This is a genomic window from Robertmurraya kyonggiensis, assembly GCF_005116465.1.
GTDB classification, from domain to species: domain Bacteria; phylum Bacillota; class Bacilli; order Bacillales; family Cytobacillaceae; genus Robertmurraya; species Robertmurraya kyonggiensis.
Genome location: NZ_SWBM01000007.1, coordinates 1 through 26,588 on the forward strand (window position 1 = coordinate 1; position 26,588 = coordinate 26,588).

The following is a 26,588-nucleotide window of genomic DNA, read 5'->3' on the forward strand; positions in this document are numbered from 1 at the left end:
TAGCGGTAAATTTAAAGAGGATAGCAGGCATACTATCCTCTAAAGCAGCTATATAATCTCTCATTTTCGATTTCCGATCAAAGTATCTAAAAAAATACCCCACTTTTTCAGTGGTCTCGAACGCTCCATGAAGACAACTATTGGAGGAATCCTGTGGATAGTGTCCCCATGAACGCTCCATAAAGACAACTATTGCGAGAATCCTGCGGATAGTGTCCGCATGAACGCTCCATAAAGACAACTATTGGGGGAATCCTGTGGATAGTGTCCCCATGAACGCTCCATAAAGACAACTATTGCGAGAATCCTGCGGATAGTGTCCGCATGAACATTTCATGAAGACACTATCTCCAGAAACAACATAAACATTGTGCGCATGAGCTCGCCACAAAAAAAGACCGCACCCGAAGGTACAGCCTTTCTTATATAAAAACTTATTTCGCAGAATTTGTTCTTGGTTTACCACTGTTGTTGTAGCGTTTTCCGCCTTCGCTACCACCACGGCTTTGACCTTGTCTTGGCTTGTAAGAACCTCTCTTACGGTCACGAGAATCAAACTTACCGCCGCCTCGACGGTCGCCTCCTCCGCCAGAGCGTCTTTCTCTCTTGTTCGGAAGTGGCTTTTCTTCAGTTAATTTAACTGGAGTTGTATCTGGCTCTTTTGTAAGCATTTTTAGGACAGCAGCAACTACAGTTGTTGCATCTTGTTGTTCTAACAATTCTTCAGCTGCTTGCTTGTAAAATTGTAGATTGTTTGAATCGATAGATTGAAGAATTTTTTCAAGTACAGCTTTTTGCTGACCTTCTAATGCCTCATCTAAAGTTGGTGGCTTCATCTTCTCCATTTTTCTCTTCGTTGTTCTTTCAACAACACCCAAGTATGACTTTTCTCGTGGTGTAATGAATGTCATCGCTACGCCTTCTTTACCCGCACGACCTGTACGTCCAATACGGTGAACATAACTTTCAGGGTCTTGAGGAATATCAAAGTTATAGACATGTGTTACACCAGAAATGTCCAATCCACGTGCTGCAACATCAGTAGCAACAAGGACATCAATTGAACCTTCTTTAAACTTACGTAAAACAGACAGACGTTTTGCTTGGCTTAAATCTCCGTGAATTCCTTCAGCCATATAACCACGTAGGTTTAGTGCCTCAGCAAGCTCATCTACTCTTCGCTTAGTACGACCAAATACGATAGCAAGCTCAGGGGTTTGGATATCAAGAAGTCTTGTAAGAACGTCAAACTTGCTCTTTTCTTGAACTTCTACATAATACTGTTCGATTAAAGGAACTGTCATTTCTTTCGTTTTTACACGAACGATTTGAGGATCCTTCATGAACTTTTCAGCCATTCTTTGAATTGGAGCTGGCATCGTTGCAGAGAATAGCAACGTTTGGCGCTCAGTTGGTGTTTTCGCTAAGATTGACTCGATATCTTCAATAAAGCCCATGTTTAACATTTCATCCGCTTCATCTAGAACAACTGTATGGATATTTTCTAATTTAATCGTTTTACGGTTAATATGATCCAAAATACGACCAGGAGTTCCGACAATGATTTGCGGATTATTTTTTAATGCGCGGATTTGACGGTTAATGTCTTGTCCTCCGTAGATTGCAAGGACTCTTGCTCTTTTACCATAACCGATTTTATATAGTTCTTCTGAAACCTGTACTGCTAACTCACGAGTTGGGGCGATAACTATCCCTTGAATAACATTGGATTCATTATCGATTTTATCGATCAAAGGGATACCAAATGCAGCTGTTTTACCTGTACCTGTTTGTGCTTGCCCGATCAAGTCCTTGTTTTGTAAGCTTAATGGAATTGTTTCAGTCTGAACTGGAGTTGCCTCCTCAAATCCCATTTTCTTTAAAGATTTCATCGTAGCTGAGCTAATGCCTAAGTCTTCAAACTTTGTCAATGTTTTTCATTCTCCTTCTTGTTTAGAAAACTGCTCCTGTGCCTTTACGAACAATGATTGTTCAAGCTATCTAACCGCTGCAACATACGATCAGAAAAAGCAATCGTTGACCAAGGTCATCGTGTAAGTGAGAGAAAGAAGAGGTTCGCGAACGGAATGACAAACAAAAGATTCCTTAAGTGTATCGTCTTAAGTTATCTTCAACTATCCTAGAGGTTAAAGAAACCTCGAGTAAAACTTCCTAGCGCTCCTCAAAAAATCTATCGAATATTCCATCATGTCAATCTAATTAGCAAATTAGATACAAATGTGGAGCAAACAGTTTTCTTTATTTAAATTTATTTTTTAAAAATAACATCCCGATCTTATCTTTCACCAATAGAAAAAATCTTATTTCAGCAAATAAGCCATTTGAGTATGAATGCTGTAACTGAGGTTTTAATAATTGATTCAGTTAGAATCTCTCTAATGTGGGGGTTAGAAATGGTTCCATCTATAAAGTGAAAAAGACATTCCCCTCACAGGAGTATGTCCGAAATGAAATTCTTCGTTGACACTTTGAACCAATTTTAACACTTTAAAGAACTGAATGCAATTATCTGGAACGCTAGACCTGCAATATTTTTGCTTCCAATTTTTCTCTTATATTATTTTTGTAGAAAATCAACGACTTCTTGAAACAGCTTTTCTCTTTCATTACAATGACAGATCAAATGCTTTGATTCCTTTAAATAGATAAGTTTCTTATCAGGTGTACTAATATGCTCATATAAATATTGAGCACTTCTTGGCGGAACCACTCCATCACTCTCACCTTGTGCAATCAATGTTGGAATTGTCACCTTTGGAAGCAGTGGCTTAATGCTATTAACAAGCTTCCGAAATTGCACAGTTGCCGCGATCGGAGTTTCTTTAATTTTTCGCGAATACCTTATAAATAATTCGTTTTCTTTCAAAGTTCCCTTAAAGGTATCTTTCATCATGCCTACAACGTCAACCGCCAGTTGCCTTGGATTCACATAATAAGCCGCCGCACTTAGTAAAATAAGTTTTTTAATCGGGTAATGAACGGCCAAATAGCTAGCAATTAGCCCACCCATGGAAAATCCCACAACATAAACCGTATCACAGGTTTTCAGAAGCTCCTGAAGCTCTTTTTCAGCATGTTCAATCCACTGATTATAGCTAATCCCTTTTAAAGCACGTGATTCACCATGACCAGGAAGTGTCGGTACAGCAAATTGCCAGTCAGTGGTTGTTCTTAAATGTTCAACTAAAGGCTCTACCTCAGTAGGATCGCCTGTAAATCCGTGTATACATAAACATCCGATCAAAGCCAAACACCACCTGTCCAAGTAAATCCATTTTTAGAATGACCCATTTATCTAGACATATACCTATTTTACACCGTATTCAAACCTCGATTCCAATGATACATACTGAAAAAATTGGAAAAACGACTGATAATAAGCACTATCAATCGTCTCAAAAATTTAATCATGAAATTTCTCGGTCAGTTCATTATTTAAATTGCTTAATTGCTCTGCCATCGAGGCAATTTGATAGGAGGCATGGGAGATTTCATCAAATGTCTTTTTAAATTCCTGTATGAATCCGTTAAAATGACGAACTCTTCCATCATTGGCTCGCACATTTTCAAGTGAGCCCTCTAATATTTCGATAATATGTCGATTTGTTTCTCGAAAAAGGCTCGTTTCTTCAACGATTTGTTTAAAACTACTTTCGAATTTGACTATCGTCTCCTGCACGGTACTGATCTGACCTTGAATATGATCAAGTGCTTGTTCTGTTTGATTGGCAAGCTTTCGTACTTCTTGTGCGACAACGGAAAAACCTTTCCCATGTTCGCCTGCACGAGCCGCTTCAATCGCTGCATTCAAGGATAAGATATTCGTTTGGTTCGATATTCCGCGAATGGCCTTAACCACTTGCCCAATCTTTGCAGAACTGTCACTTAATTCATGTATTAAGGCTTTCGTTGACTCGATCAAGTCTACAACATTATTGACTTTTATTAATGCTGACGACACATCCTGCTTGCCAAGGTCCACTGAAGCGATCATTTCCATTGAGGATTCTGACATCTTCTCTACCTCTACAAGCATTTCTCGTACTAGCCCTTCTTTATCTGCGATAGACGATGTCGTTTCCTCTGCACTTGCCGCTAATGTCGTCGCAGAATCATTGAGGCGACGTTGTACCTCTTCAATTTCATTCAGTTTCATCATCGAAGAGGTGTATGACTCAATATAGGTTGAAATGCCAATTTGCATATCAAAGGAACATAATTTTTGGAAGGATAAATAATACTTCAATCCTTCTTCCCCAGTCGTAAATTCCTTTGTTAAAAGCTTAAGCATTTCATTTTGAATGAGGGCATAAGCCCCGATATACCATTCTGGAAATAAGCCGATACGATTATGTACATTTCCAATCACTCTTCTTCGCGTCACATATTCATCATCAATTTTCCCAGTAACCATATCCATTAAATATTGGGTAAAAGTTTTCTTTAGCTTAACAATGGTCGAATGCTTATTGATAATCTCCATTAAATTTGGCATCACTTCGAGCTTTTTGTAGAAAGCATCAACGATTGTAGGAGCATTTTTCTCCATAAACGGTCGCATGTCTGCTAGATTTCTTAAGTCTTCTTCTGACAGCCCAACAAACATCAATTGTCTTCCGAAATCTTTCTTTTTGAGTTCATGAAAATCATGAGTATGTATGCCAGTCCCCACTCCAGCATCTTTTGAATCATTTCTCCGAAACGCTCTCTCTATAATCTTCAATAAATCGCCCTCCATCTCTAATGCTTTAGAACTATACGTATTAGTATAATGGAGTAAGCTGAGCGGTTTTTATAAACAATCTAACAAAATTATGAATTCTTCCACAAATAAAAAAAAAGAAACCTTACTAGTTAGCAAGATTTCTTCTTTGTTTTATCCCTGTAGTCCTTGAACAACTTCTTCAAGCTTCATACCACGAGAGCCTTTGACTAAAATCAGCGTCTTTGGATTTGTGTATTTCTTTAATTCCTCGAGCAACAAAGTTTTATCTTGGAAAGCAAAGATACGTTCTTCCGGAAAAACTTCCTTCGCCCCATTCGCGATAAACTCTCCTAATTGACCATATGTAAAGACATAATTTATTTGATTACTGTCAATTTCTTTTCCTACTTCAAAATGGAAAGACTGTTCCTCAGGTCCCAATTCGAGCATATCTCCTAGAACTAGAATTTTCTTTTCGTATCCACTTAAGCTGGTCACTAATTCAATTGCAGCTTTCATCGAAGTGGGGCTGGCATTATAAGCATCATTAATGATCTTTTCTCCATTGCTTCCTTCAACAAGCTCCATGCGCATATTCGTGACCTTTAATGTGGAAAAACCGCTGTTCATCTGTTCAAACGATACACCAAAGTGATCAGCAACTAGCATGGCAGCTAATGCATTTAAAATATTGTGGGTTCCCAAAACAGGAAGTTCAAATTCTTTCTCAAACCCATTTACCTTAAAATAGCTTCCATTATCTGTTGGCTGGATCGATGTCGGATGCATTGTGTTAAATTCAAAGCGACCAAAGGTTTTCAGTTGCGCTACGCTTTCGAATTGTGCCATACGTTCTCGAAGAAGTGGTTCATCCCCATGATAAACTATCAGGCCATTCTCACATAAACCTTTAACGATTTCCGACTTTGCATCTGCAATTCGCTCGCGTGAGCCTAAATCCTGGAGATGAGCCTCTCCAACATTCGTAATAATGACGGCATCCGGACAAGCGATTAATGTTAATAATTCAATTTCTCCGATACTACTCATGCCCATTTCTAAGACAGCAATTTCCGTATCCGTTTCTAAGCCCAAAATCGTTAATGGTAATCCGATGTGATTATTAAAGTTGCCTTCTGTTTTCTGAACCTTATATTTCAGGTTTAGGAGATTGGCAGTCATGTCCTTGGTCGTTGTTTTGCCATTACTTCCTGTGATGCCGACAACCTTAATGTCTAACTCCGAACGATAGCTTCTAGCCAATTCCTGCAAGGCAATGAGCGTGTCCTCGACCACGATAATCGGAAGGCCCTCTGGAGGATTCGGTACATCTTTTTGCCAAAGAGCTGCCGCAGCACCCTTATTCAATGCGTCCTCGACATAACGATGTCCATCTACCTGTTCCCCTTTAAAAGGGACAAACAAATTTCCTTGATTAATTTTTCTTGAATCAATTGTTACACCACGAATCTCTACATGTCCAAAGGAGTCGATGTTGTTTTCCACTTGAATCATGCTTTTGATTTGCTCTAAAGTTTTCTTAATCACCAGAGTAACCCCCAATGTAATATGAAGAGACACGGCCTTTGCCGTGCCCTTTTATGAAAATTTTTCTTAAGCTCTAATCCTAAAATTTAGATTGTGTACTTAATCTTTTGCTTTTCCTCATAGCGTTCCATCCCAAGCTTCACTAGACGCTCAATTAATTGTGGATATTCCACACCAGTGTGCTTCCACAATAACGGGAACATACTAAATGGGGTAAACCCAGGCATCGTGTTCACTTCATTAATGTACGCTTTGCCGTCCTTTGTTAAGAAAAAGTCCGCTCTAACCAAACCAGAACAATCTAAGGACTTGAATGCTTTAATCGCCAAGCCGTAAAGAAGCTCGTATTCATCCTTCGTAATTTCCGCTGGGATCACCAATGCTGTATCCCCATCTTCATACTTCGCCTTGTAGTCATAGAATTCTACTTTCGGAATGATTTCTCCTGTTACTGAGCATTCTGGATTGTCATTTCCAAGCACGCCAAGCTCTACTTCTCTAGCGATGACACCTTCTTCAATGATAATTTTGCGGTCAAATTGGAAGGCTTCTTTAAATGCTTCTACTAGTTCTTCACGATTAGAGCATTTGCTAATCCCTACGCTTGAACCAAGGTTCGCTGGTTTCACAAAGCAAGGATAGCCGATTTCCGCTTCCACTTTTTCATACGCACTATTATTATCTTGCTCCCATTCGCTACGGATAAACCATACATAGTTCACCTGTGGTAGTCCTGCTTGAGCAAAAATATTTTTCATAATTACTTTGTCCATTCCTGCTGATGAAGCTAGGACGCCATTTCCTACATAAGGAAGGTTCAATAGTTCTAATAGACCCTGTACCGTTCCGTCTTCACCATTTGGTCCATGAAGAAGTGGGAAAATGATATCAAAGGATTCGTTCTTGTTTTCTGCTTGGAATAGAGTAGGTGCTAATGCTGTTGGTGGCAGTGCTTCCCCACGCGAAAATTGCAAAGCAGCAACCGTTTCAACTGGGCCATCTAAAAGAGGTCCTTTGATCCATTCGCCCGTTTCCATAATAAAGATTGGATGAATCTCGAATTTTTCATGGTCTAATGCATTTATAACAGCGAGTGCCGTCTGCAATGAAACTTTATGTTCAGCAGATTTTCCCCCGTACAATAAGCCTAATTTTGTTTTCATATAACGTACCTCCATTTTTTAGGGCAGTTTTCCATTACGTAAGTATTATAAATCCTCCAAAAACACTTCTTTATTTTATCACTTTATTAAAAAAGGACGAGGATAAGATAAACATTTTTTAAGATTTTTGCGTCAGTAAAATATTTATGATTTATTGTTGGCGCGAAAAATAGGCTTTTCTCCTAAACGAAAATCTCTTTCCTAATATGTTTATGAAAATTACCACTTGATTAACACCTTACAAACCTGCCTATAATTTGTCAATATCCCTTAAACATTTGTTGTATTTGTAATGATAAGGATAAGTATTTGAATAATTTTAATTGTTCTACAAAAAAGAAAATCCCTTAGAATTTCTAAGGGATAGATTCAAACAAGTTTACTCTCCTTATGAGAAATATCTCCCTCAAGGAGCAATTCTCTTTTTCCGTCCTCCATTTTGACTATCGTCAAGCTCGTTCCTTCAATATATGGAGGTTCCCAAACAAGATCTAACGAACGGTTCTTAAAAATGGTCTGCAACACCTTAATGACAACGCCATGAGTAACAATTAATAGATTACCAGATGGATGGGCTCCCACTAATTCAGCTAACACAGCCTCTACGCGGTTTTTCACATCCTGAAAGTTTTCACCTGTTCCTTTAAACTGACTCGGGCTTTCTTGATAAAGATAGTACAGTTCGGGCTCTGACTGTTGAATTTCACCCACAGTTCGCCCTTCCCATTCACCTAAATCAATTTCCATCAACCGTTCATCCGTTTTAAAAGGAAGTGTGCGTTCACCCATAATCAGCTTTGCTGTCTCAACTGTACGCTTACTTGGGCTTGCATAGACTGCGTCAAAATCTGTCGTGGCAAGCCGTACTCCTAAAAGTTCAGCATCCCGAACACCATTCTCCGTTAACTCCGAATTCCTGCGTCCTTGTAATCTTTTTTCTATATTCCATTCGGTCTCTCCATGTCTGACGAAAAAAAATTGTAGCATCCACTTTGCTCCTCACTGTAAAGAATGAAAGTATGTTCCGGCTATTTCAGCTATTTCTTTTTCACGTTCCTTCGGATACATGATTAAGAAGCTCGTCGCAGGACCTCCAGATTTCTTAAAATTAATTTCATAAGAATCTATCATCAGATCAAGTCTTTGAAGCTCGTGCTCAACTCCTTTAGAGCCGACTGGCCAGAGCAATACATCCTCGCGCAAACTCAATTGATAAAAAAGAGATAACGGGGCAACCTTTTCTGCTTGTTCCAACACCTCATGTCCCACTAACGGCAGACCGATTAAGGCGACTGCCGAAGAATCTATCACTTTGGTACTATTTGATTTTAGCCCAATGACATTCAATCCCACTGCTGATTGAACAAACGGAAAATTACTTTCCGTGCTTCCAGTGATCTGAATATTTTCTATGCCAAGCTCAAGCACGCCCTTTTGAACACCAGCAACAAGCTCTTTCCATTCCGATTCTCCGCAAAAATTTTGAATGACTACCGCAAGTGGCCTTGCTCCTGCCGCTAAGCACTCCATCATCGCGACCCGAAAAGAGAAATAACCAACCGTGTCATAAGGAACTTGCACTAGGTCCTGTTCCTTCATGCCAATTCCACCGCTATTATCAGTTGTGATGACAAGAGATTCCCGCACACTAATCGGAATTAACAAAGCATCTCTCATCCTTTTACGACTCCCCTAGTAAAGATATGTTGAATTCTCGAGATCAATAAAAGGGCAACTGCCGTATTCACAATCGAACCGATTAGTAGAGATGGCACAAGCGCTACATAAAAAGCCCAATCATATATATAAATAAACGGAATCGGTGCAAGGATTGCATTCCCGAAAATAAATAGGACACTCGCCAGCCATTTTCTTTTCCAAGTATAAGCGAACAGTAAGGCAAGCAGGGCCATTTCAACCGCTACGACAAAATGAAGTGGCCCCATCGGCATTCCACCCAAAAGAGCGGAAATCATGTGGCCAACGCCAGCGACAATTGCGCCTGCTCCTCCACCGAAAAAAGTAGCTGCCAGCAATGCTGGAAAGGCATCTAACGCCACACTTCCAATAATCGCAGGAATTTTCAAGCTCGCCCCAACAACGGAAATGCCAATAAACAAAGCTAAGAGGCTAATCTTCTTTCCGTTCATCTTTTCGTTTTCCTCCTCGGAATACATTGGCGCTCCTAATGTATTCGACGTCCTTCACATTGAGACGGAAATTGATGACTCTCGCTAAGGCAAAAAAGTAGTCTGATAGTCGATTCAAATACTGAAGACAAACGACTGGAGTGGTATCATCTGCTTTCATCAGACTTACGACAAGGCGCTCTGCTCTTCTTGTTACGGTGCGCGCAATATGGATGGAAGCGGAAGCCTTTGCCCCACCTGGCAAAATAAATCGCTCTAGCTCTGGAGCCTCGACAATTAGCTCATCAATTTTACTTTCCAAATAAGTGATCGCTTCCTCTGTTAGCTTTGGTTCCCGTTTTTTCGTCACATTCGCTAAGTCTCCGCCACAATCAAACAGCTCATGCTGAATTTTTTCCAAATCAGAAAGAACATCTTTAAACAAGCTTTCGTCCAATTCCGTAACCGCCTGCCCGACAAAACAGTTTACCTCATCAACAGTTCCATATGCTTCAACACGAATATCGTCCTTATCCACTCTTCCACCAATAATACTTGTTTGTCCCTTATCACCAGTTCTTGTGTACAATCTCATTCCTCGTCACCCCTTAATTGTTTGATTTACTCCATACCAAATTAGATCAACCCGCTTACTAACAGCTGCCACATCTTGATAAACCCAGCCCGTCAGATCACGCCATCCACGATGTTCCTTCTCCATCGGCACAATCCCTTTGGATATATCTGTACCAATAAGAACGACCCGTTGAAAACTGGACTCGTTCTCCCAATTTAGCCATTTTTCTATCTGCCTTTTCCACTCTTCTCGCGTGTAAGAATTTTCTCTCACCCACTTCTCCAAACCTTCAAGGACCACAACCGGGGCATCTAATTCTGCTAAAATGGGCGACCCATTATATGCAGAGATCCATTTAGCCTCTGGATACCTATCTCTTACCCATTGGCGTTTTCCGTTATAGGCACCTCCCGTAACGAAATGCAAGGTTCATTCCTCCTTAGTTGCTCCAAATCAAAAACAAGCTCATAGCCGTTTCCATGAACGACTTTCCAATCCCAGAATTCCTTTTTCTCAGGACCATACTGACTTAACAAATATTTTATTACGCCTCCATGAGTCACAATGAGTGGTCTACGGATGCCTTTTTCAAACACATATTGCTGGACTTGCTTCCAACCTTTATCAACTCGATTAGCAAATTGCTCGTACGTTTCACCTTCAGGAGGAGCGTAGGCAATTGGGTCCTCAAGCCACTTTTGATAGCTCTCTTCTTCCTGCAATTCCTCATAGGTCTTCCCTTGAAATGTTCCAAAGTGCATCTCTCTAAATTCTCCAACCATTTCTGGTACAACAACTGGAAACAAAAGCTTCATCGTGTGTAAACAACGATTTAAATCACTGCTTATGAACAAATCATAGGATTTAGGCTTTAATTGGTAGCTAGAAATCTTCGTAACTGCCTCTTCACATAAAGGGGAATCATTCCACCCCATATACGCCTTTCTTTTATTTCCTTCTGTTAAACCATGACGAAATAGTGTAATAACCACAGTGTTAGCCATAAAATGATTTCAGTCCCTTCTACTGATGCTCCTACTACGTCTCCTGTAATGCCATTAAACCATTTTATAGATTTTACACGAATGAAGCTATAGCAAGCGAGTGCCACCACTAATAAAATGAAATAAGGAATAATCAAACCTATCCATTGTGCAAAAAAAGCGACGATCGCTAGATAAATTGGATATACGACTATTGAGCTGCGATCTCCTGCTTCTTGATACATAGCGGCCAAGCCTTCTTTTTTCGCTGCCGGAATCGATACCAGCACTTCGCCCATCACACTTTTTCCCAAAAAGGGAATGAACACCATCATAATGTAACTGACGAAGGTCATCGAACCCACAATCTCATAAATAAATAAAAAGCGGCTGCCCAATAAAACAATGACCGACAGAACACCGAAAGCTCCAATTCTAGGATCCTTCATAATTTCTAATCTTTTTTCCCTGTCCTGATAAGAGAAGTAAGCATCGCTCACATCCATCCAACCATCTAAATGAATTCCACCCGTAATGATGATGGTCGCTAGCCATAATAGAAAAGCGATCGCCACAGATGAAAAAGGAGTCCATTCGATTAGAACATAGGCCAATCCGCTATACAGAATACCTTGCAGCAAACCAACTAATGGAAATGACTTTATACTGCTCTGTAGATGCTTTTTATCCATCGGGAGTGCCGATCGAATAGGAATCGATGTGAAAAATTGTAGATTTAATAGAAATCCTTTTAAAAATTTCATGATCCCTGACCCCAACTATCTATAATTTCCTTTATTCTTTCCCAGTCCATATGCTTTTTCATAGTGAGACTAAGTTCATCGAATTTCTGCTCTTTCAAGTCCTGGCGATATACGGCTTCTCGCAAAGGAAGTTGCTTGTTTTGACGAATCTGATTTAACCAATGATTTCTCCATTCATCATTATGAAAAAGGTGATGGACATATGTGCCGATAATCTTTCCATCGAATCCGTAGTACCCCTCTGACGACCCATCCTCTAAAGATAAAAAGGACTTTTCTTTTTCAAGTAATTCTGTCACACCAAGATGAATTTCATAGCCTTCAATCAAGTTCTTCCCTGTAAGTCCAGTTGCATGCGAATAGTGCCCCTTGAAGCGGACTGTCTTCTTTTCCTTAACAAAAATGGTCACTCCGGGAATTATATTTAATCCCTTCAGTCGAGTTCCAACTACTCCTGAATCAGACCCTGTTGCATCGATAATGTCTTGCCCGAGCATTTGATAGCCACCGCATAGACCAACGACACGGCCACCTTTTTTCACATAATCAACGATCGCATCTGCAAGCCCAGTTTCCTTCAAGGATGTTAAATCATTAATTGTACTCTTTGTACCAGGAATGATCACTGCATCAGGCTGACCAAATTGTGATGGATTTTTAACAAAACGGATGCTGACATCTTCCTCATCATAAAACGGTTCAATGTCACTATAATTTGATATAAATGGTAAATGAATAACAGCAATATCGATCTCTCCATTTCCTGTACGGTTTGGCTGTATCGATAAGGAATCTTCACCATCAATCATATGGTTCTCCACGAATGGTAAAACACCTAAAACCGGTATTCCCGTTTTCTCTTCTAGCCACTTGATTCCATTTTCGAAAAGAGTGACGTCTCCTCGAAATTTATTGATGAGAATCCCTTTTACTCTTTTTCTTTCATCTGGCTCAAGCAGTTCTAAAGTTCCTACTACACTAGCAAAAACACCACCGCGGTCAATATCAGCAACGAGCACAACTGGAACATCAGCGATTTCCGCAACCTTCATATTGACAAGCTCACGGTCCCTTAGATTAATTTCTACAGGGCTTCCCGCTCCTTCAATAACGACAATCTCATAGCTTTCTTGTAAATGTTGAAGTGATTCTTCAATCACTTTTAATCCTTTTTCGTAAAAATGTTCCCGATAGCCTCGGCCTGATAAGGTTTCAATTGCCTTGCCAAATAATACAACCTCCGACTGCATGTCAGATCGCGGCTTTAACAAAATCGGATTCATCCACACAGTCGCTTCTGTCTTAGCAGCCTCTGCTTGAATCCCTTGGGCTCGACCAATTTCTTTCCCATCCATGGTCACATAAGAATTATTGGACATATTTTGAGATTTAAAAGGTGTAACTTTTTTTCCTTCAAGGGCAAAAAGACGACAAAGAGCCGTGACAATCAGGCTTTTCCCGACATCGGATGCTGTACCTTGAATCATGACTCCTTTCATTGCCTCTCCCCCTTCATTAATATTGGGATTCCCGACTCTACTAAATAAGCGTGATCAGACCTGGCTACAAGTGCTTGATGAAGATGGCCTAGAATTCGACTATATTGAAGTACAAGCTCATTTCCACTAATTCCTTCCCAAAGCACCTCATTACTAACTAGAATTAACTCAGCACAATTTTCTTGAATTGTTTCAAACCCACGAACCAATCTCCCTAAAATTTCTGTGTCCCATTCTTTTTGAGAAAACAGTTCATTGTTTAATAGAGTCGTCACACAGTCTAGAAGAACAACATCCTTTTTCGAAAAAGAAGAAGCAATGGTTTCAATTTTTGTTGATTGCTCCCATGTCGTCCAATTCAAATGACTAACTTGCCTCTCCTGCTGATGCCTTTCTATTCGCTTTTCCATTTCCTCATCACTCGGTACTCCAGTAGCAAGATAATGAAGATCACCCTCGAGTTCTATCGCTTTTTGAGTGGCCAGTTTTTCCGCAAAAGTGCTTTTTCCACTTCTGACTCCACCAGTAATAAAAATCATTTTTTCCATTCCTTTAACGCTTCGAGTAATTGATTATTCTCATTCGAACTCTTTATCGCAAAACGGAGCCATTGTCCCTCTATACCTGGAAAATTCATCGTATGTCTAGGTACGATTCCACGACGTAGGAGAAATTCGAATAATGGCAACTGATCTTTTATATTTGGATCCTTAAGTAAATAGAAATCCGTTTTCGAAGGCGATACGATAAACCCTTCTAGGTTAAAAAATGCAAAGAGTTTTTCTCGTTCCTTCTTTATGTATGTTCGTGTTTCTTGGACAAAATCCACTTCCCGTAAGCATAGTTCTCCAGCAAGCATCGCTACAGCATTGACACTCCAATGGGACTGAAAGTTTGCCAGTTTCTGAATCACTTTTTCGTCTGCTAACAAATACCCCAGCCTTAATCCAGGAATGGCAAACATTTTCGTCATCGAGCGGATCATAATGACATTCGCGAAATTTCCCACGATCGGAATAAGAGATTGATAGTCTTCGCAAAAATCATAGAAAGCCTCATCAATAATTAGATAAATATCTCGTTCCTTACATAATTCAGAGAGGGCTAGCATTTGTTCATACGGAGAAGACATACCAGTCGGGTTATTGGGGTTGCATAAGAAGATGGCATCAATGTCTTCAATCGGCAAGTGCTCAATCCTGAGTTGCCAATTTTCATCGAGTGAATGATGTATTACTTCACAACCGTTTATCTGACAGGCTTTTTCATACTCGGAAAAGGTTGGTTGGATAATCAGAACCTTCTTCTCAGCGAACATTCTTCCTAATAGTGAGATAAGCTCTGCCCCGCCATTTCCGATCATGATCATTTCTTTATCGAGATCTTCTTTTTTCGCAACCGTCTCCCTCAACCTATTTGCAGCAGGATCTGGATACTCTACGATAGAGTCATAAAACGATGGCCAATTTTCTTTTAAAATCTTCGGTGGACCTAACGGGTTAATATTGGCGCTTAAGTCAATGATTTCATCCGGCATGAGAATATTCATAGTTTCATAGATGTATTGAGGATTCGCTCCATGTGACGGCCAATTCAATTAGCATTCCTCCAATCCAAAGTAGAAGGATAAAAAGTAGTGTGGTATTTGTTAAAATTTGATTTGTCATGAGGATGTGATGTTTTTCTAAGTTTGTGATAGGCTCTCCCATTTTTGCACGATTGGAGACAATTCCTTTGTAGTAGTTCACTCCACCTAGTTGAACACCTAATAGGACAGCAACTGCCGCCTCGAGCCAACCGCTATTCGGACTTGGATGTTTTTTAGAATCACGGAAGAAGATCTTCCAAGCTTTCTTGCGCTTCACAAAAGGTGGCTTATGAGTGAGTAACATCAACATTCCGGTGATGCGGCTTGGGAACCAATTCGCAATGTCATCCAGTCGTGCCGAAGCCCAACCAAATGACTTATAGCGATCATTTTTGTACCCGACCATCGAATCGCATGTGTTGATCGCCCTATACACCATAGCCAGTGGAGCACCACCAATCAACGCCCAAAATAACGGTGCTGTTACGCCATCACTCGTATTCTCAGCTACTGTCTCAACAGTCCCTCTGACGATTTCACTTTCATCAAGCCGTTCCGTGTCCCTTCCGACGATATAGGAAAGCTTTAAACGAGCTTGAGGTAAATCTTCATTTTCTAACGGTGCATAAACTTCAAGAGCCGCTTCTTCCAGACTTTTGCGAGCAATGGTCGTAGCAATTATGATGCTCTCTATTAGGATTCCTACAATGACATGAATCTCATAACTCAGCCACACAATTGCGGTTGTCACAGCAAATGCCATTACTACAATTACAAGGACCATTCCAACCCCTTTTACTCGACGAAAATGGTTCGTATTTAATCGTTTCTCGAAATATGAAATCGTAGAACCAATCCATTTTACTGGGTGCGGCCAACGAGGAGGGTCCCCAATTATAGAGTCGATGATAACTGCTATCGTGATCGCAAATAAATGGTAGATCATTTCGCTTTCAACCTTTTACGACTTTTTCGTATAGCTTCAGTTGTGCACTCAAAGACACCTTGACTGATTAGCTTTCCGAGTGGTGTAATCGTACCGGCGAATTCTAATTTTTTGCCCATTTGCGTAGCAGCAATAAGAATGCTATCGGTTGATGTTCCAGTAGCCGTCGTTCCGGTTACCAAATCCAATACTTTCTCTGAATCCATTACCTTCACCTTTGCCTCTGTTGCAGTCATGATGCTTTGAATAAAAGCCTCCTCCGTCAGCTGCCCATTGACAAAAATCCAAGTATTGATGGTACCTGGTACCATTTCAAAGGAATGTTGATCACTTTTCGAAGCATCGACCGCATTACTAACTCCCGCTGTGACGATGACGAATATGGAAAAATTGTCCCCTTTTATCAGCTTGTAAGAAACATCATCGAGCCAAACAGCCGTCATCATTCCAATCGTTGGCGAAGGTTCAAAGCCATGTTCTTTTAGATAATGATGCATCTCGTTTCGATGGTCAGAACAATCATACGTTTTATCTACATGACGATTAACAAATGTTTGATGCCAGCCAACACCAGACCCGATAACCCCAGATGACATGGTTCGAAGTGGAAGTGGTGCATGAAGCGAGATATGTTCCTTCGAAAAGCGCATGAACTCCGGTCCGATTTCTACTATGTTTTCCTCGCCATTAAAATTAGGTAAAAGAACCATTTGCGGAACTGGAATAGACGGATGCGGATGCTTTTCCACATCGGTATCGTACACCTCTTTAATTTTATCCACCTTCACCACTTCGTTTGGTACAGCATTCGTATGAACCGAGCCATTTTCAAGAAGCAAAAGCCGGTCACAATAGAGACTCGCTAAGTTTAGATCATGAAAAATCGAGATGACCGTCAATCCTTTTTCTCGAGTCCACTGCTTTAATAAATCAAGCAATTCCTTTTGATAGGAAAGGTCGAGATGGTTCGTCGGTTCATCTAATAAAAGGATTTCAGGCTCCTGAACTAATGATTGCGCCAAAAAGACACGCTGTCTTTCTCCCCCTGAAAGCTCTTGAATACTCTTGTTTTGAAACGCGTGAATTCCTGTTTGCTCCATCGCCTCTTGCACGATTCGTTCATCTTCTTCACTCCATGAACGAAACCATCCGGTTTGATGTGCATAGCGTCCTAGGGATACCGTTTCCTTAACCGTATATGAAAAAGCTTGGGAGGAATGTTGTGATAAAACCGCCATCATTTTAGCTAACTCTTTCATCGAAAAGCTTTTAATCGATTGCCCTTTGATCGAAATCGTTCCAGACTGAAAAGGCAAAATCCCACTGATCATTTTTAGTAAAGTTGTTTTGCCACTTCCGTTCGGGCCTAAAATGCCAAAAAGCTCCCCTTTCTGAACTTGAAAGGAGACATTCTTGACGATCGGCTCATTTGAATATCCGCCTGAAAGCTGTTCTACCTTAAGCATCTGTTCCACTTCTTTCTATACTTCTTCTCTTCATTAAACTCTTTTCTCAAACTTAGTTGCTTTTGAGACTAAAATTGAATGCACTACAAGTTATTTCAACGGGATGAACTATTCAATCAATGAGAAAAGAGCTTGCAAAAACTTGACAATTAGCACAAACTAACTTTTACTACGTTAAAATCGGGTTTAAGATTTTAACATTAAACTTTACGAGAGCGACCCTTCATCAATATGAGGCCGAATGCTGGTGCACCAATTAATGCAGTAATAACACCGATCGGAAGCTCAATTGGAGAAATTATTGTTCGCGACACTAAGTCCGCCAATATTAAAAATCCACTTCCTGTTAGGATCGACAATGGGAGTAAATGTCGATGGTCTGGTCCCCATAGAAGTCTTGTTAAATGAGGAATCACTAAACCGACAAAGCCAATTGTACCTGAGACTGCAACAGCCGCTCCTGTTAAAATGGACCCGGCAATTAGAATCACCATTTTTCTTCTCTGGACATTAACCCCTAAGTGCTGAGCACGTTCCTCGCCGAAAGACATTGCATTCAGCTCTTTGCTATTAGCCAAAATAATGATGGAGCCAATCAAAAAGAATGGCAGAATGATATTAATATAGGTCCATCCACGCATCGAAACACTACCAAGAAGCCAACCAATAATCTGTCTTAATTCCTCTCCCGTTAAAGCAATGACAAGGGATATAAACGCTCCTAAGAATGAACTAAATATAATTCCAGTTAAAATAATCGTTTCAACTTTCATTCCTTTATCAATTTTACGCGCAAATCCTAAAACGAGAAAAATAGTTAAAAAAGCAGATAAAATACTTAATAATGGTAAAGTAAAAGCGCCCACAAATGGGATTGAAAGCTGGAAAAACAACGTCATGACCGCTCCGACCGAAGCACCAGACGATACCCCTAATGTGTAAGGGTCAGCTAATGGATTTCGCAAAAGACCTTGGAAAGCCGCACCCGCAATCGCGAGTGCCGCTCCAACTAGTCCTGCCAAAAGAACCCTAGGCAAACGAATGTTTAAAACAATATTCGTTTGCATCGGATCGATTTGGTCGATAGACATAAAACGGAAAATTTCAGCCCCGATAATTTGAAGGATATTGAAGATTGGAACATGAACCGTCCCGATTGAAATACCCAACAACATCGCAACAACTAAAAACACTGCCGAGATCACATAAGCAAAAGCTTTATTCTTCATAGGTTTCTCTCCAAACCAATTTTACTTGAATAATTCAGGATAGACGGCCTTTGCCAGTTCCTCTAGCCCCTCAGCAAGTCTAGGACCAGATCGAGTAACCAGATCAGAGTGAACATCAATGACTTGTTTATTTTTCACTGCTGAAACATCCTGCCAGCCTTCTCTTGCTAACACAGAATCGACAGCTCCCTCTGTATAGTATCCATAAGTCGTGATAATTACTTCCGGATTTCGTTCAATATAGGATTCCTGGTCAAGATTCAACCAACCCTCTTGATCCCCTACACCATTTTTCGCATGAATAAGCGTCAGCATTTCATCCATAAAAGTATTTTTTCCGACTACGTAAAGATCTGGTGCCGGACTAACCTCGACAATTACAGATTTTGGTTCTGTAATCTCAGCTGTTTTCTCTTCGATTTCAGCTATCTTTGTTTTCATATCAGCGATAATTTTTTCTGCATTCTCTGCTTCGCCTGTTGCTTTACCAATCATTTCGATCGAACTGTAAACGTCGTTAAAGCTAGCTGCATCATTGACAACGACTACAGCAATGCCAGAGTCTTTTAATTGTTGTAGCCCTTCTGAAGAATTATGCGCACTAGAAGCATGAGCAAGCACTAAATCTGGAGCGAGAGAAATAATCTTCTCCACATTCATCTCCATGCCACCGATTTTTTCTTTTTCATTTACTTCTTCAGGATAATTATCATGATCGGATACTCCGACAATTTCGTCACCAAGGCCTAGAGCAAAAGCGATTTCCGTGTTACTTGGGATCAGCGAAACGATCTTTTCCGGTTTTTCTTCAATAACCACTTCGTTATCGCTTGCATCTGTAATGGTTACTGGAAATGACTGCTCCTCTTTCTGTTCAACCTGTTCACCTGCTTGATTTGTTTTTTCAGGTGCTTGTTCCTCTCCACAACCTGCTAGAATTCCTACTGACATAAGTAGCAGTAATAAAAATGAGTACCATTTCTTCATCTGTTTCTCCTCCAAATGTTATGAATGAAGCGGAGCTATGGCTTTTTTTTTTCAAAAAAGCCCAATAAAAAACATCTCCACTTGAAGAAATGGAGATGTTGGAATGATCAATATGTAAAAAGGTCTTCCAAACACCTCCCTATCCTCGTAGGTTTGTTGGTGTAGCTGAAATAGGCAGGTCTCCTGGCTCATGGTCATAGCAATCCTGCGCCTTCCCATACTTTCGTACAGTGACATTTTGCAGCATGCTCCCATTTACAGTGGCGGGACCGCGTTGGAATTACACCAACTTCCCTTTTAAGTCTTGATAGAAAAGCGGAAGCGCCTTGTTTAGCTCCGACAAGCATAAGACGAGCTGGCAAGAAGGTTGTTCTTTAACCTTCTGGACAGTTTGGCTTATGACCTCGAGGGGCTAGGCGCTGAAGCTAGACAGTCATCTAACTTCAAAAATATACTTTTCTCATAAAGACACCTAAATCTATAAATTCCATATGAAATTTTCCGTTACCGATAATTATACACCATGATCTGGCAAAAAAAGCAATAAATTTTACTTAGCTAGGTCGACTGAGATGGAATCTACTACTCGAATTTCTTCGACAGTCATTTGGCATCTTCGAGCAAAAAGCCTTACTCCCGCAGCTTCAGCCTCTCTTAACGCTTGGTCAAAAGCAGGATCGATATGAGAAGCCGTTGTTATGTATTGGACATCCTCTCGCTGGGCAACAAAAAGTATCGCCGTTTCAAAGTCAGAATTTCTTGCGAGCTCTGTTAGTTCCTTTACATGCTTTGTTCCTCGTGCAGTGACTGCATCGGGAAACATACCTTTTTCACCATCCGCCAATGTTACACTTTTAACCTCAAGCAGCAGTTGATTTCCGTCCTCTTTTTCTAATAAAAAATCCCAACGAGAATTTCCATGCTTGTATTCGGATTTCTTGTACTTCCAGTCATTGAATTCTTCGAAAAATCCAGCCTTCAACCCTTTTTCCACAAGCATATTCGGATAAGTCGTATTAATTGAAACAAGACAAGTCTGGTCAGGATTCTCACAAAGGACAGCCGTCCATTTTGTATTGCGGTTTGGATTATCGTTATCCATCAACCAGACCCTTCTGCCAGGAATCAAAAGTTCAATCAGTCTACCAGGATCAGGTAAGTGCGCTATGACAACTTCATCTGAATCAAGCAGTCGACAATGAATGATAAAGCGATTTGGTCTTTCAAGAAAAATAGCTTCCGTTAACTGACGTGGGAATGCCATCCGTAATTCTGTGGTCATTCTTTAATGAGCCTCCTCAAGTTAGTTGGAATACATCTTCCACTCTCTCGTTTTTTTATCAAAAAGAAGCTTCGCGTCATACTTCCCTCTTGCCACGTTCTCATATTCTTCATACATGTCGTCCATATTATCAAAATCACCGAGAACCCAGATTGGAATCTCAATGCTTGTCCGAGTTTGTACCGTATCGTGGAAGGAGATAAGAATACCTTCCTTCATCATCTGTTTCATATTAAGTAAAAGTTCCATACTTATCGATGGAAATTCACGCTTCTTTTTCAAGCCTAAAAGGTTTTTCTCTAATCCCGCTTCCTTCATCTTCCCCGCTAAAACATCACCGAGCATGCGGTAGAAGTCTCGGATGTTTCGATAATACACTTTGTTCCACCAGCCATCATCATGAGCCAAATAGACGAAGCGATTTCGTAAACGGTGGTAAAACGGTGGCTTTAAATGGTCTTTCATATGACCTAAATAGAGCAGCTCTGCTAGTTCCTGACCAGTAAGCTCGTTTAACCCCTCTTCTTCTTCAAAATCAATCCAGCAAAAATCACCGTAACCATACACATCATCCTTTGCTAGATTGTTCAATCGTTCATTTGGAACGATTTCTAGTAATGTGTGCATATTAAAGTCGCCATCATCAAAATGATGCTTCAGTAGAAGTACATTGTTCATGAGGTCTGAGAGTGACCCGGCAAATTCCGCGTATTCAATCCCATAAGAAAGAACATATTGTTTGGTTTCGTTTAAGTGTACGTATACAAGGTCACGCTGATTGCTATTGTTTTTTTTCAAGAGAATAACCTCCGACCCTTTTGATAAGACTTATGAAGACGTAACAAACCTTCAGTCACAATGTCATCTTTTTTATCATCTTTTTATATGATATTCTAACAAATTTTTATCGTAAAATCTTAGTCTGAACTTTTTTGTCAAGAGATTTTAATAAACACCATCGAGACTATATTAAGACAAGCCATTGTTGGTATTACAAACACAATTGATTGCCCACTAAAATCGAGTTCCTAGAGCAACATTTTTAAAATTAGAAATATATTAACAAGTTAAAAATATTGCCGTTTCTTATTTATTCATATCAATTCTGCCTTTCTTTACTTATAATAATCACGTGAAGAAATTTCAATTATTATTTTTCCGGTAAAGGAGCGTGAGCGCATGATTCATAACATGACAGAAGATCAAATCACCCTTTATGTCATCAAAGCGTTAAAAGAAAATAAGCGAAAAGAATTTGAAGCGATCATCGATGAGCTACAACCATACGATATTGCCCAAATTTATGCGGACTTGCCGGAAAAACACCGAACACGCTTTTTATTTTTCCTTAATATAGACGCTCTTGCAGATTTAATTCAAGAGTTAGACAGTGAAGAGCAAATTGATGTGTTGAACCGGCTCGGAATTGAAAAATCAGGGAAAGTCTTAGACATGATGGACAACGATGACCTTGCCTCCTTGCTTGAGGATTTATCTCCTGAAAAAATAGCTTCCTTACTATCAGGAATGAAAAAGGGAGAGGCAAAAATTGTTCAGGACATCATGAACTATCCTGCAGAAACTGCAGGACGTTTGATGACCAACCGTTTCGTGTGGATCCGCGATTACTACACGGTTAGAGAAGCCGTTGATAAGTTAAAATCATTTGCTGAACTAGCAGAGACGATTAACTACTTATATGTTGTCGACCAACATAGACGTCTTGTGGGGGTAGTATCTTATCGGGATTTATTAATTGCCGATACACAAGAGAAAATACGAGATATTATGTACGAACGGGTTATCTCTGTATTAGAAGACACGGACCAAGAAGAAGTAGCAAGATTAATTGAACGGTATGACTTCCTCGCGATTCCTGTTGTGAATGCGGAACATGTTCTAATCGGAATTATCACGGTCGATGATATCATCGACGTCGTCATTCGTGAGGCTAACGAGGATATCGAAAAACTTTCTGCTTCCGGTAAATCGATCGACTTCGATACTAAGTCCTTTGTTGCTGCTTATCGTCGACTACCATGGTTGGTTTTACTCCTTTTTATCGGGTTGATTTCAGGTAGTATTATTGATACCTATTCGACTACATTAAAACAAGTCGTTGCCCTCGCATTCTTTATGCCGATGATCTCTGGGATGACTGGTAACACTGGAACTCAATCACTCGCAGTTGTCGTTCGCGGTCTTGCTTCCAATGATATTGATAAAAGAGTCATCACGAAGCTAATTTTCAGAGAGCTCTTTGTTGGAGTCATTATAGGTGTCACTTGTGGCGTACTCATTTCCGTCATTGCTCTCGTTTGGCAAGGAAACTTTATCCTTGGACTTGTCGTTGGTAGCTCGTTGTTATTAACTTTAATTATCGGAACGTTAGCAGGTACAGTCATTCCACTGATCTTATATCGTTTAAATATTGACCCTGCCATCGCATCTGGTCCACTAATCACAACCCTAAACGACATTTTTTCGCTCGTAACCTATTTTGGGATTGCTACGATGTTTATCGAATATTTACTGTAGAAACTCACGATAGAGCCCCTTCGTGGGTTTTTCTTTTGAAACTATCTAATTCTATATTACGTCTTAATACATGTGGCTATTTTAATTGGTAATTTGTTAAGATAGAGGAAGATTATAGGAGACTAGGTGTTGCAGGATGGAGAAAAAGACTAGGGTTGCCGAAAAGTTCGACTGGACATTATGCTTTATACTATTTGTGTTCTTTCTAACTAGCTGCGCTACGATCTATAGCGCTCAAACAACTGGACAATATGGAGACACGAATTATTTTATACGACAAGCTCTAAATTATGCGATCGGGGTTGTAATTGTTGCAGTTGTCATGCTCTTTGATAATGAGCAATATCGAAAATTAAGTTGGTATTTATATGGATTTGGGATCTTTCTTTTGGTTTTCCTTATTTTTGCACCAGAATCCATCGCACCGGAAACCAAAGGGGCAAAAGCCTGGTTCGTTATCCCAGGACTTGGCTCAGTACAGCCTTCTGAATTTATGAAGATTTTTTTAATTCTGACCCTCAGCAAATTAATTGCAGATCATCATGAAAAAATTGATTATAAAACATTAAAGACAGATTTTTACTTATTAATGAAGCTAGGACTAGCAACGATCGTCCCTCTCGGTTTAATAGCACCGGAAGACATGGGAACAGGATTAGTTATTATCGCTATTTTAGTCGGCATGATTCTTGTATCCGGCATCTCTTGGAAAATTATCACGCCGATTTTTCTCATAGGAGCATCCTTTGCAGCTGCGATTCTTTATGTGGTCATAAAAGTACCAGAACTATTGAAAAGGTTCTTTAATATTGATGAGTACAAGCTAAACCGCATTTATTCCTGGCTTGATCCGGAGAGCTTTCAAAGCGGGATCGGCTATCAGCTTTATAAGTCGCTCCAAGCGATTGGTTCTGGACTCATTACTGGAAAGGGCTTTGGTGAAAGAGTTGTTTATATCCCTGATAACCATACCGACTTTGTCTTTAGCGTTATCGGTGAGGAATACGGATTTATTGGCGCAAGTATGGTCATTGGTATGTTTTTTATTTTAATCTATCATTTAACAAAAACCGCCCTTGATACAACCGATCCGTTTAATACTTATATTTGTGTCGGTATCATTAGCATGATTACCTTCCATGTTTTTCAAAACATCGGGATGACAATTCAGTTATTGCCGATTACAGGGATTCCTCTTCCTTTTATCAGTTATGGAGGAAGTGCTATGATGGGAAATATGTTCGCAATGGGACTCATCTTTAGTATTCGATATCATCATAAAACTTATATGTTCAGTTCAAACGCATAAAAACCCTTAAGTTTTCACTTAAGGGTTTTTATTTATAATTATTATTAATTAATATTTATTTTAAATAAGTATTGATTTTAATTTAATATTTGTTATAATAAATATATAAATTGTTTGAGGAGGAATTTAAATGAATCTACAAACTGCATTAAACGTACAAATTTCTAACTGGAGTATTCTATACACGAAACTACATCGTTTTCACTGGTATGTAAAAGGACCACTTTTCTTCACCCTTCATGAAAAATTTGAAGAATTATATAATGAAGCAGCCGAGACTGTTGACGAAATTGCTGAGCGCCTACTTGCAATCGGTGGACAACCAGTTGCTACAATGAAAGAATACTTAGAAACTGCTACTCTAGCAGAAACAAATAACGAAACAAAGGCAAGCGAAATGGTTGCTGCTCTAGTTTCTGATTACAAAGCAATTAAAGAACAACTTGTTGAACTTGCAAAATTAGCAGAAGAGCAAGATGACGTGATTACAAACGATTTAGCTACTGGCTTAATCGAGAAAATTGACACCCATGTATGGATGTTAACTGCTTATCTAGGTGAATAATAACGTAAATGGTAAAAAGAGTCAGTGAACTAAATCACTGACTCTTTTTTTACACAGCTAATATAATTTGTGTTCCTGACGGGTCCTTAACATGCAAACCTTTTTTCACAACCTCTACAGAAATATTCAATTTTTCTAGCCGTTCCACTGCTTTCTGTCTTTCATCATCACTTGGGAACACCAATGTATAATGCTCTAACCCTGCACTTTTTTCAGATGGTGCTGGAGCTCCTAACCCATTCCACGTATTTAACCCAATATGATGATGATATCGGCCGGTTGAAATAAAGAGAGCCTGCCCGCCATACCGAGTCACAATTTCAAAACCGAGACCTTCACAGTAAAATTGTTCAGCCTCATGCAAATTAGCAACATGCAGATGAATATGCCCCATGATTGTTCCTGCAGGCAACCCTTGCCACTTTTCGCCATTCCACTGCGAGAATAAATCTTCTACATCCAAAGCAACTGTACCCATCTCGATTGAATCATTCATCCATTCCCATTTTTCAGCCGGACGATCAGCATAAATTTCAATCCCGTTTCCGTCAGGGTCTCCTAAATAAATCGCCTCACTCACGAGATGATCGGAAGCCCCTTGAAGAGGATAACCACTTTCAACAAGATGCTTTAAACAAGCTGCCAAATCTGCTCGACTTGGAAGAAGTAAAGCAAAATGATACAAACCCGTGCGACGTGGCTCTTTAGGTGTGACATTGTCTGGTTCAATAATGGTCACCAACGGCGTTTTTCCATCTGCTGTTAGAATCGCCGATTCTTCCGTCTGAGACAAAACCTTCAGTCCAATAATTTCTTTGTAAAAAGTTAATGAACGCTCCAATTCAGTTACCTTTAGCTGCACTTGATTGACATATACATTTGGCTCGTTATGAAAAGTCATGTATAAGTCCCCCCTTTTCCTGTTTCCATTCTTTATTATATTCTGTTCCAAAAATCATTTTAATTAAGTATACTAAATATAACCTAAATACAAGGAGTGATTTGTTTTGGCTAAGTCTCGAGCAAGAAAACACCGTGAAAAATTAGCACGTGAAGGTAGACGAAATCCTGAATGCAACCGTAGCCCCTTTGCCGCAATGGATATGACAACAAGGAAAACAAAAACGAAAAAAGATTATATGTATCAATACAAACACAAGAACCATTCATTCGATCGCGGATATGATGGTTCTTTTTATTTGTTCTCTCCTCTATCTGCATAAGAGAAGTTTTCAAAATGCTCACATGAGACTACTTTTTTGACCACAACCACCCTTGTATATATGCTA

General features: G+C 39.8%; 26 protein-coding genes and 1 riboswitch. Of the genes, 4 read left to right on the forward strand and 22 right to left on the reverse strand.

The features are described 5' to 3' along the window. Positions 1 to 434: 434 nt before the first annotated feature. The 21 genes from cshA to FA727_RS20315 form a co-directional block, all read right to left on the reverse strand. On the reverse strand, positions 435 to 1,931 hold the full coding sequence (cshA, locus tag FA727_RS20215) for a degradosome RNA helicase CshA (protein ID WP_136833307.1): 1,497 nt from the start codon (positions 1,929 to 1,931) through the stop codon (positions 435 to 437). 647 nt (positions 1,932 to 2,578) lie between these two features. Continuing rightward, positions 2,579 to 3,265, reverse strand: a complete 687-nt coding sequence (locus FA727_RS20220) for an alpha/beta hydrolase (protein WP_136833308.1) — start codon at positions 3,263 to 3,265, stop codon at positions 2,579 to 2,581. Positions 3,266 to 3,424: 159 nt separating this feature from the next. Beyond that, entirely contained in the window at positions 3,425 to 4,744 is a 1,320-nt protein-coding gene (locus FA727_RS20225; RefSeq protein ID WP_246041976.1) for a globin-coupled sensor protein, read from the reverse strand. 153 nt (positions 4,745 to 4,897) lie between these two features. Beyond that, entirely contained in the window at positions 4,898 to 6,274 is a 1,377-nt protein-coding gene (locus FA727_RS20230) for a UDP-N-acetylmuramoyl-tripeptide--D-alanyl-D-alanine ligase (RefSeq protein WP_136833310.1), read from the reverse strand. A gap of 86 nt (positions 6,275 to 6,360) precedes the next feature. Next, positions 6,361 to 7,437, reverse strand: a complete 1,077-nt coding sequence (locus tag FA727_RS20235; RefSeq protein WP_136833311.1) for a D-alanine--D-alanine ligase — start codon at positions 7,435 to 7,437, stop codon at positions 6,361 to 6,363. 369 nt (positions 7,438 to 7,806) lie between these two features. Then, entirely contained in the window at positions 7,807 to 8,424 is a 618-nt protein-coding gene (locus FA727_RS20240) for a histidine phosphatase family protein (protein ID WP_136833312.1), read from the reverse strand. 12 nt (positions 8,425 to 8,436) lie between these two features. After that, positions 8,437 to 9,114: an AIR synthase related protein gene (locus FA727_RS20245; protein WP_136833313.1), complete on the reverse strand. Its 678-nt coding sequence runs from the start codon at positions 9,112 to 9,114 to the stop codon at positions 8,437 to 8,439. Next, positions 9,111 to 9,587, reverse strand: coding sequence for an ECF transporter S component (locus tag FA727_RS20250; protein WP_136833314.1), 477 nt, complete (start codon positions 9,585 to 9,587; stop codon positions 9,111 to 9,113). The genes FA727_RS20245 and FA727_RS20250 overlap by 4 nt, the downstream gene beginning before the upstream one ends. Further along, positions 9,568 to 10,161, reverse strand: coding sequence for a cob(I)yrinic acid a,c-diamide adenosyltransferase (locus FA727_RS20255; RefSeq protein WP_136833315.1), 594 nt, complete (start codon positions 10,159 to 10,161; stop codon positions 9,568 to 9,570). Before FA727_RS20255 ends, FA727_RS20250 begins: the two co-directional genes overlap by 20 nt. A gap of 6 nt (positions 10,162 to 10,167) precedes the next feature. Beyond that, complete coding sequence (locus FA727_RS20260; protein WP_136833316.1) at positions 10,168 to 10,569, reverse strand: bifunctional adenosylcobinamide kinase/adenosylcobinamide-phosphate guanylyltransferase; 402 nt, start codon at positions 10,567 to 10,569, stop codon at positions 10,168 to 10,170. Continuing rightward, entirely contained in the window at positions 10,521 to 11,147 is a 627-nt protein-coding gene (locus tag FA727_RS20265; protein ID WP_136833317.1) for a histidine phosphatase family protein, read from the reverse strand. The genes FA727_RS20260 and FA727_RS20265 overlap by 49 nt, the downstream gene beginning before the upstream one ends. Next, positions 11,105 to 11,890, reverse strand: a complete 786-nt coding sequence (gene cobS, locus FA727_RS20270) for an adenosylcobinamide-GDP ribazoletransferase (RefSeq protein WP_136833318.1) — start codon at positions 11,888 to 11,890, stop codon at positions 11,105 to 11,107. Before cobS ends, FA727_RS20265 begins: the two co-directional genes overlap by 43 nt. Beyond that, on the reverse strand, positions 11,887 to 13,389 hold the full coding sequence (locus FA727_RS20275) for a cobyric acid synthase (protein WP_136833319.1): 1,503 nt from the start codon (positions 13,387 to 13,389) through the stop codon (positions 11,887 to 11,889). Before FA727_RS20275 ends, cobS begins: the two co-directional genes overlap by 4 nt. Continuing rightward, positions 13,386 to 13,928 (reverse strand): bifunctional adenosylcobinamide kinase/adenosylcobinamide-phosphate guanylyltransferase, encoded by a 543-nt coding sequence (locus FA727_RS20280; protein WP_246041978.1) that lies wholly within the window; start codon positions 13,926 to 13,928, stop codon positions 13,386 to 13,388. Before FA727_RS20280 ends, FA727_RS20275 begins: the two co-directional genes overlap by 4 nt. Then, positions 13,925 to 14,986 (reverse strand): threonine-phosphate decarboxylase CobD, encoded by a 1,062-nt coding sequence (cobD, locus tag FA727_RS20285; RefSeq protein WP_136833321.1) that lies wholly within the window; start codon positions 14,984 to 14,986, stop codon positions 13,925 to 13,927. The genes FA727_RS20280 and cobD overlap by 4 nt, the downstream gene beginning before the upstream one ends. Next, positions 14,943 to 15,923, reverse strand: coding sequence for an adenosylcobinamide-phosphate synthase CbiB (cbiB, locus tag FA727_RS20290; protein ID WP_136833322.1), 981 nt, complete (start codon positions 15,921 to 15,923; stop codon positions 14,943 to 14,945). Before cbiB ends, cobD begins: the two co-directional genes overlap by 44 nt. Next, positions 15,920 to 17,389: a heme ABC transporter ATP-binding protein gene (locus FA727_RS20295; RefSeq protein WP_136833323.1), complete on the reverse strand. Its 1,470-nt coding sequence runs from the start codon at positions 17,387 to 17,389 to the stop codon at positions 15,920 to 15,922. The genes cbiB and FA727_RS20295 overlap by 4 nt, the downstream gene beginning before the upstream one ends. A gap of 200 nt (positions 17,390 to 17,589) precedes the next feature. Further along, positions 17,590 to 18,618, reverse strand: a complete 1,029-nt coding sequence (locus FA727_RS20300) for a FecCD family ABC transporter permease (protein WP_136833324.1) — start codon at positions 18,616 to 18,618, stop codon at positions 17,590 to 17,592. Between the two features lie 21 nt (positions 18,619 to 18,639). Beyond that, positions 18,640 to 19,605: an ABC transporter substrate-binding protein gene (locus FA727_RS20305; RefSeq protein WP_136833325.1), complete on the reverse strand. Its 966-nt coding sequence runs from the start codon at positions 19,603 to 19,605 to the stop codon at positions 18,640 to 18,642. 156 nt (positions 19,606 to 19,761) lie between these two features. Then, a riboswitch (cobalamin riboswitch) is annotated at positions 19,762 to 19,949 on the reverse strand. A gap of 206 nt (positions 19,950 to 20,155) precedes the next feature. Next, the gene (gene sfsA, locus FA727_RS20310; RefSeq protein ID WP_136833326.1) at positions 20,156 to 20,887 is read right to left on the reverse strand and encodes a DNA/RNA nuclease SfsA; all 732 of its coding nucleotides are present in this window, start codon (positions 20,885 to 20,887) and stop codon (positions 20,156 to 20,158) included. 21 nt (positions 20,888 to 20,908) lie between these two features. Then, complete coding sequence (locus FA727_RS20315) at positions 20,909 to 21,685, reverse strand: hypothetical protein (RefSeq protein ID WP_136833327.1); 777 nt, start codon at positions 21,683 to 21,685, stop codon at positions 20,909 to 20,911. Between the two features lie 381 nt (positions 21,686 to 22,066). On the opposite strand from FA727_RS20315, the gene mgtE reads away from it, so the two are divergent. The 3 genes from mgtE (at position 22,067) to FA727_RS20330 (ending at position 25,299) form a co-directional block, all read left to right on the forward strand. Further along, entirely contained in the window at positions 22,067 to 23,425 is a 1,359-nt protein-coding gene (mgtE, locus tag FA727_RS20320; protein ID WP_136833328.1) for a magnesium transporter, read from the forward strand. Between the two features lie 136 nt (positions 23,426 to 23,561). Further along, on the forward strand, positions 23,562 to 24,734 hold the full coding sequence (locus tag FA727_RS20325; RefSeq protein ID WP_136833329.1) for an FtsW/RodA/SpoVE family cell cycle protein: 1,173 nt from the start codon (positions 23,562 to 23,564) through the stop codon (positions 24,732 to 24,734). 130 nt (positions 24,735 to 24,864) lie between these two features. Beyond that, a complete protein-coding gene (locus FA727_RS20330) occupies positions 24,865 to 25,299 on the forward strand; it encodes a Dps family protein (RefSeq protein ID WP_136833330.1) in 435 nt (144 codons plus the stop codon). 49 nt (positions 25,300 to 25,348) lie between these two features. Here FA727_RS20330 and FA727_RS20335 read toward each other — a convergent pair whose 3' ends face one another. Continuing rightward, on the reverse strand, positions 25,349 to 26,200 hold the full coding sequence (locus FA727_RS20335; RefSeq protein WP_136833331.1) for a VOC family protein: 852 nt from the start codon (positions 26,198 to 26,200) through the stop codon (positions 25,349 to 25,351). A 106-nt stretch (positions 26,201 to 26,306) separates the two neighbouring features. Here FA727_RS20335 and brfA point away from each other — a divergent pair, with 106 nt between their 5' ends. After that, the gene (gene brfA, locus FA727_RS20340) at positions 26,307 to 26,522 is read left to right on the forward strand and encodes a ribosome rescue factor BrfA (RefSeq protein ID WP_136833332.1); all 216 of its coding nucleotides are present in this window, start codon (positions 26,307 to 26,309) and stop codon (positions 26,520 to 26,522) included. Positions 26,523 to 26,588: the final 66 nt, after the last annotated feature.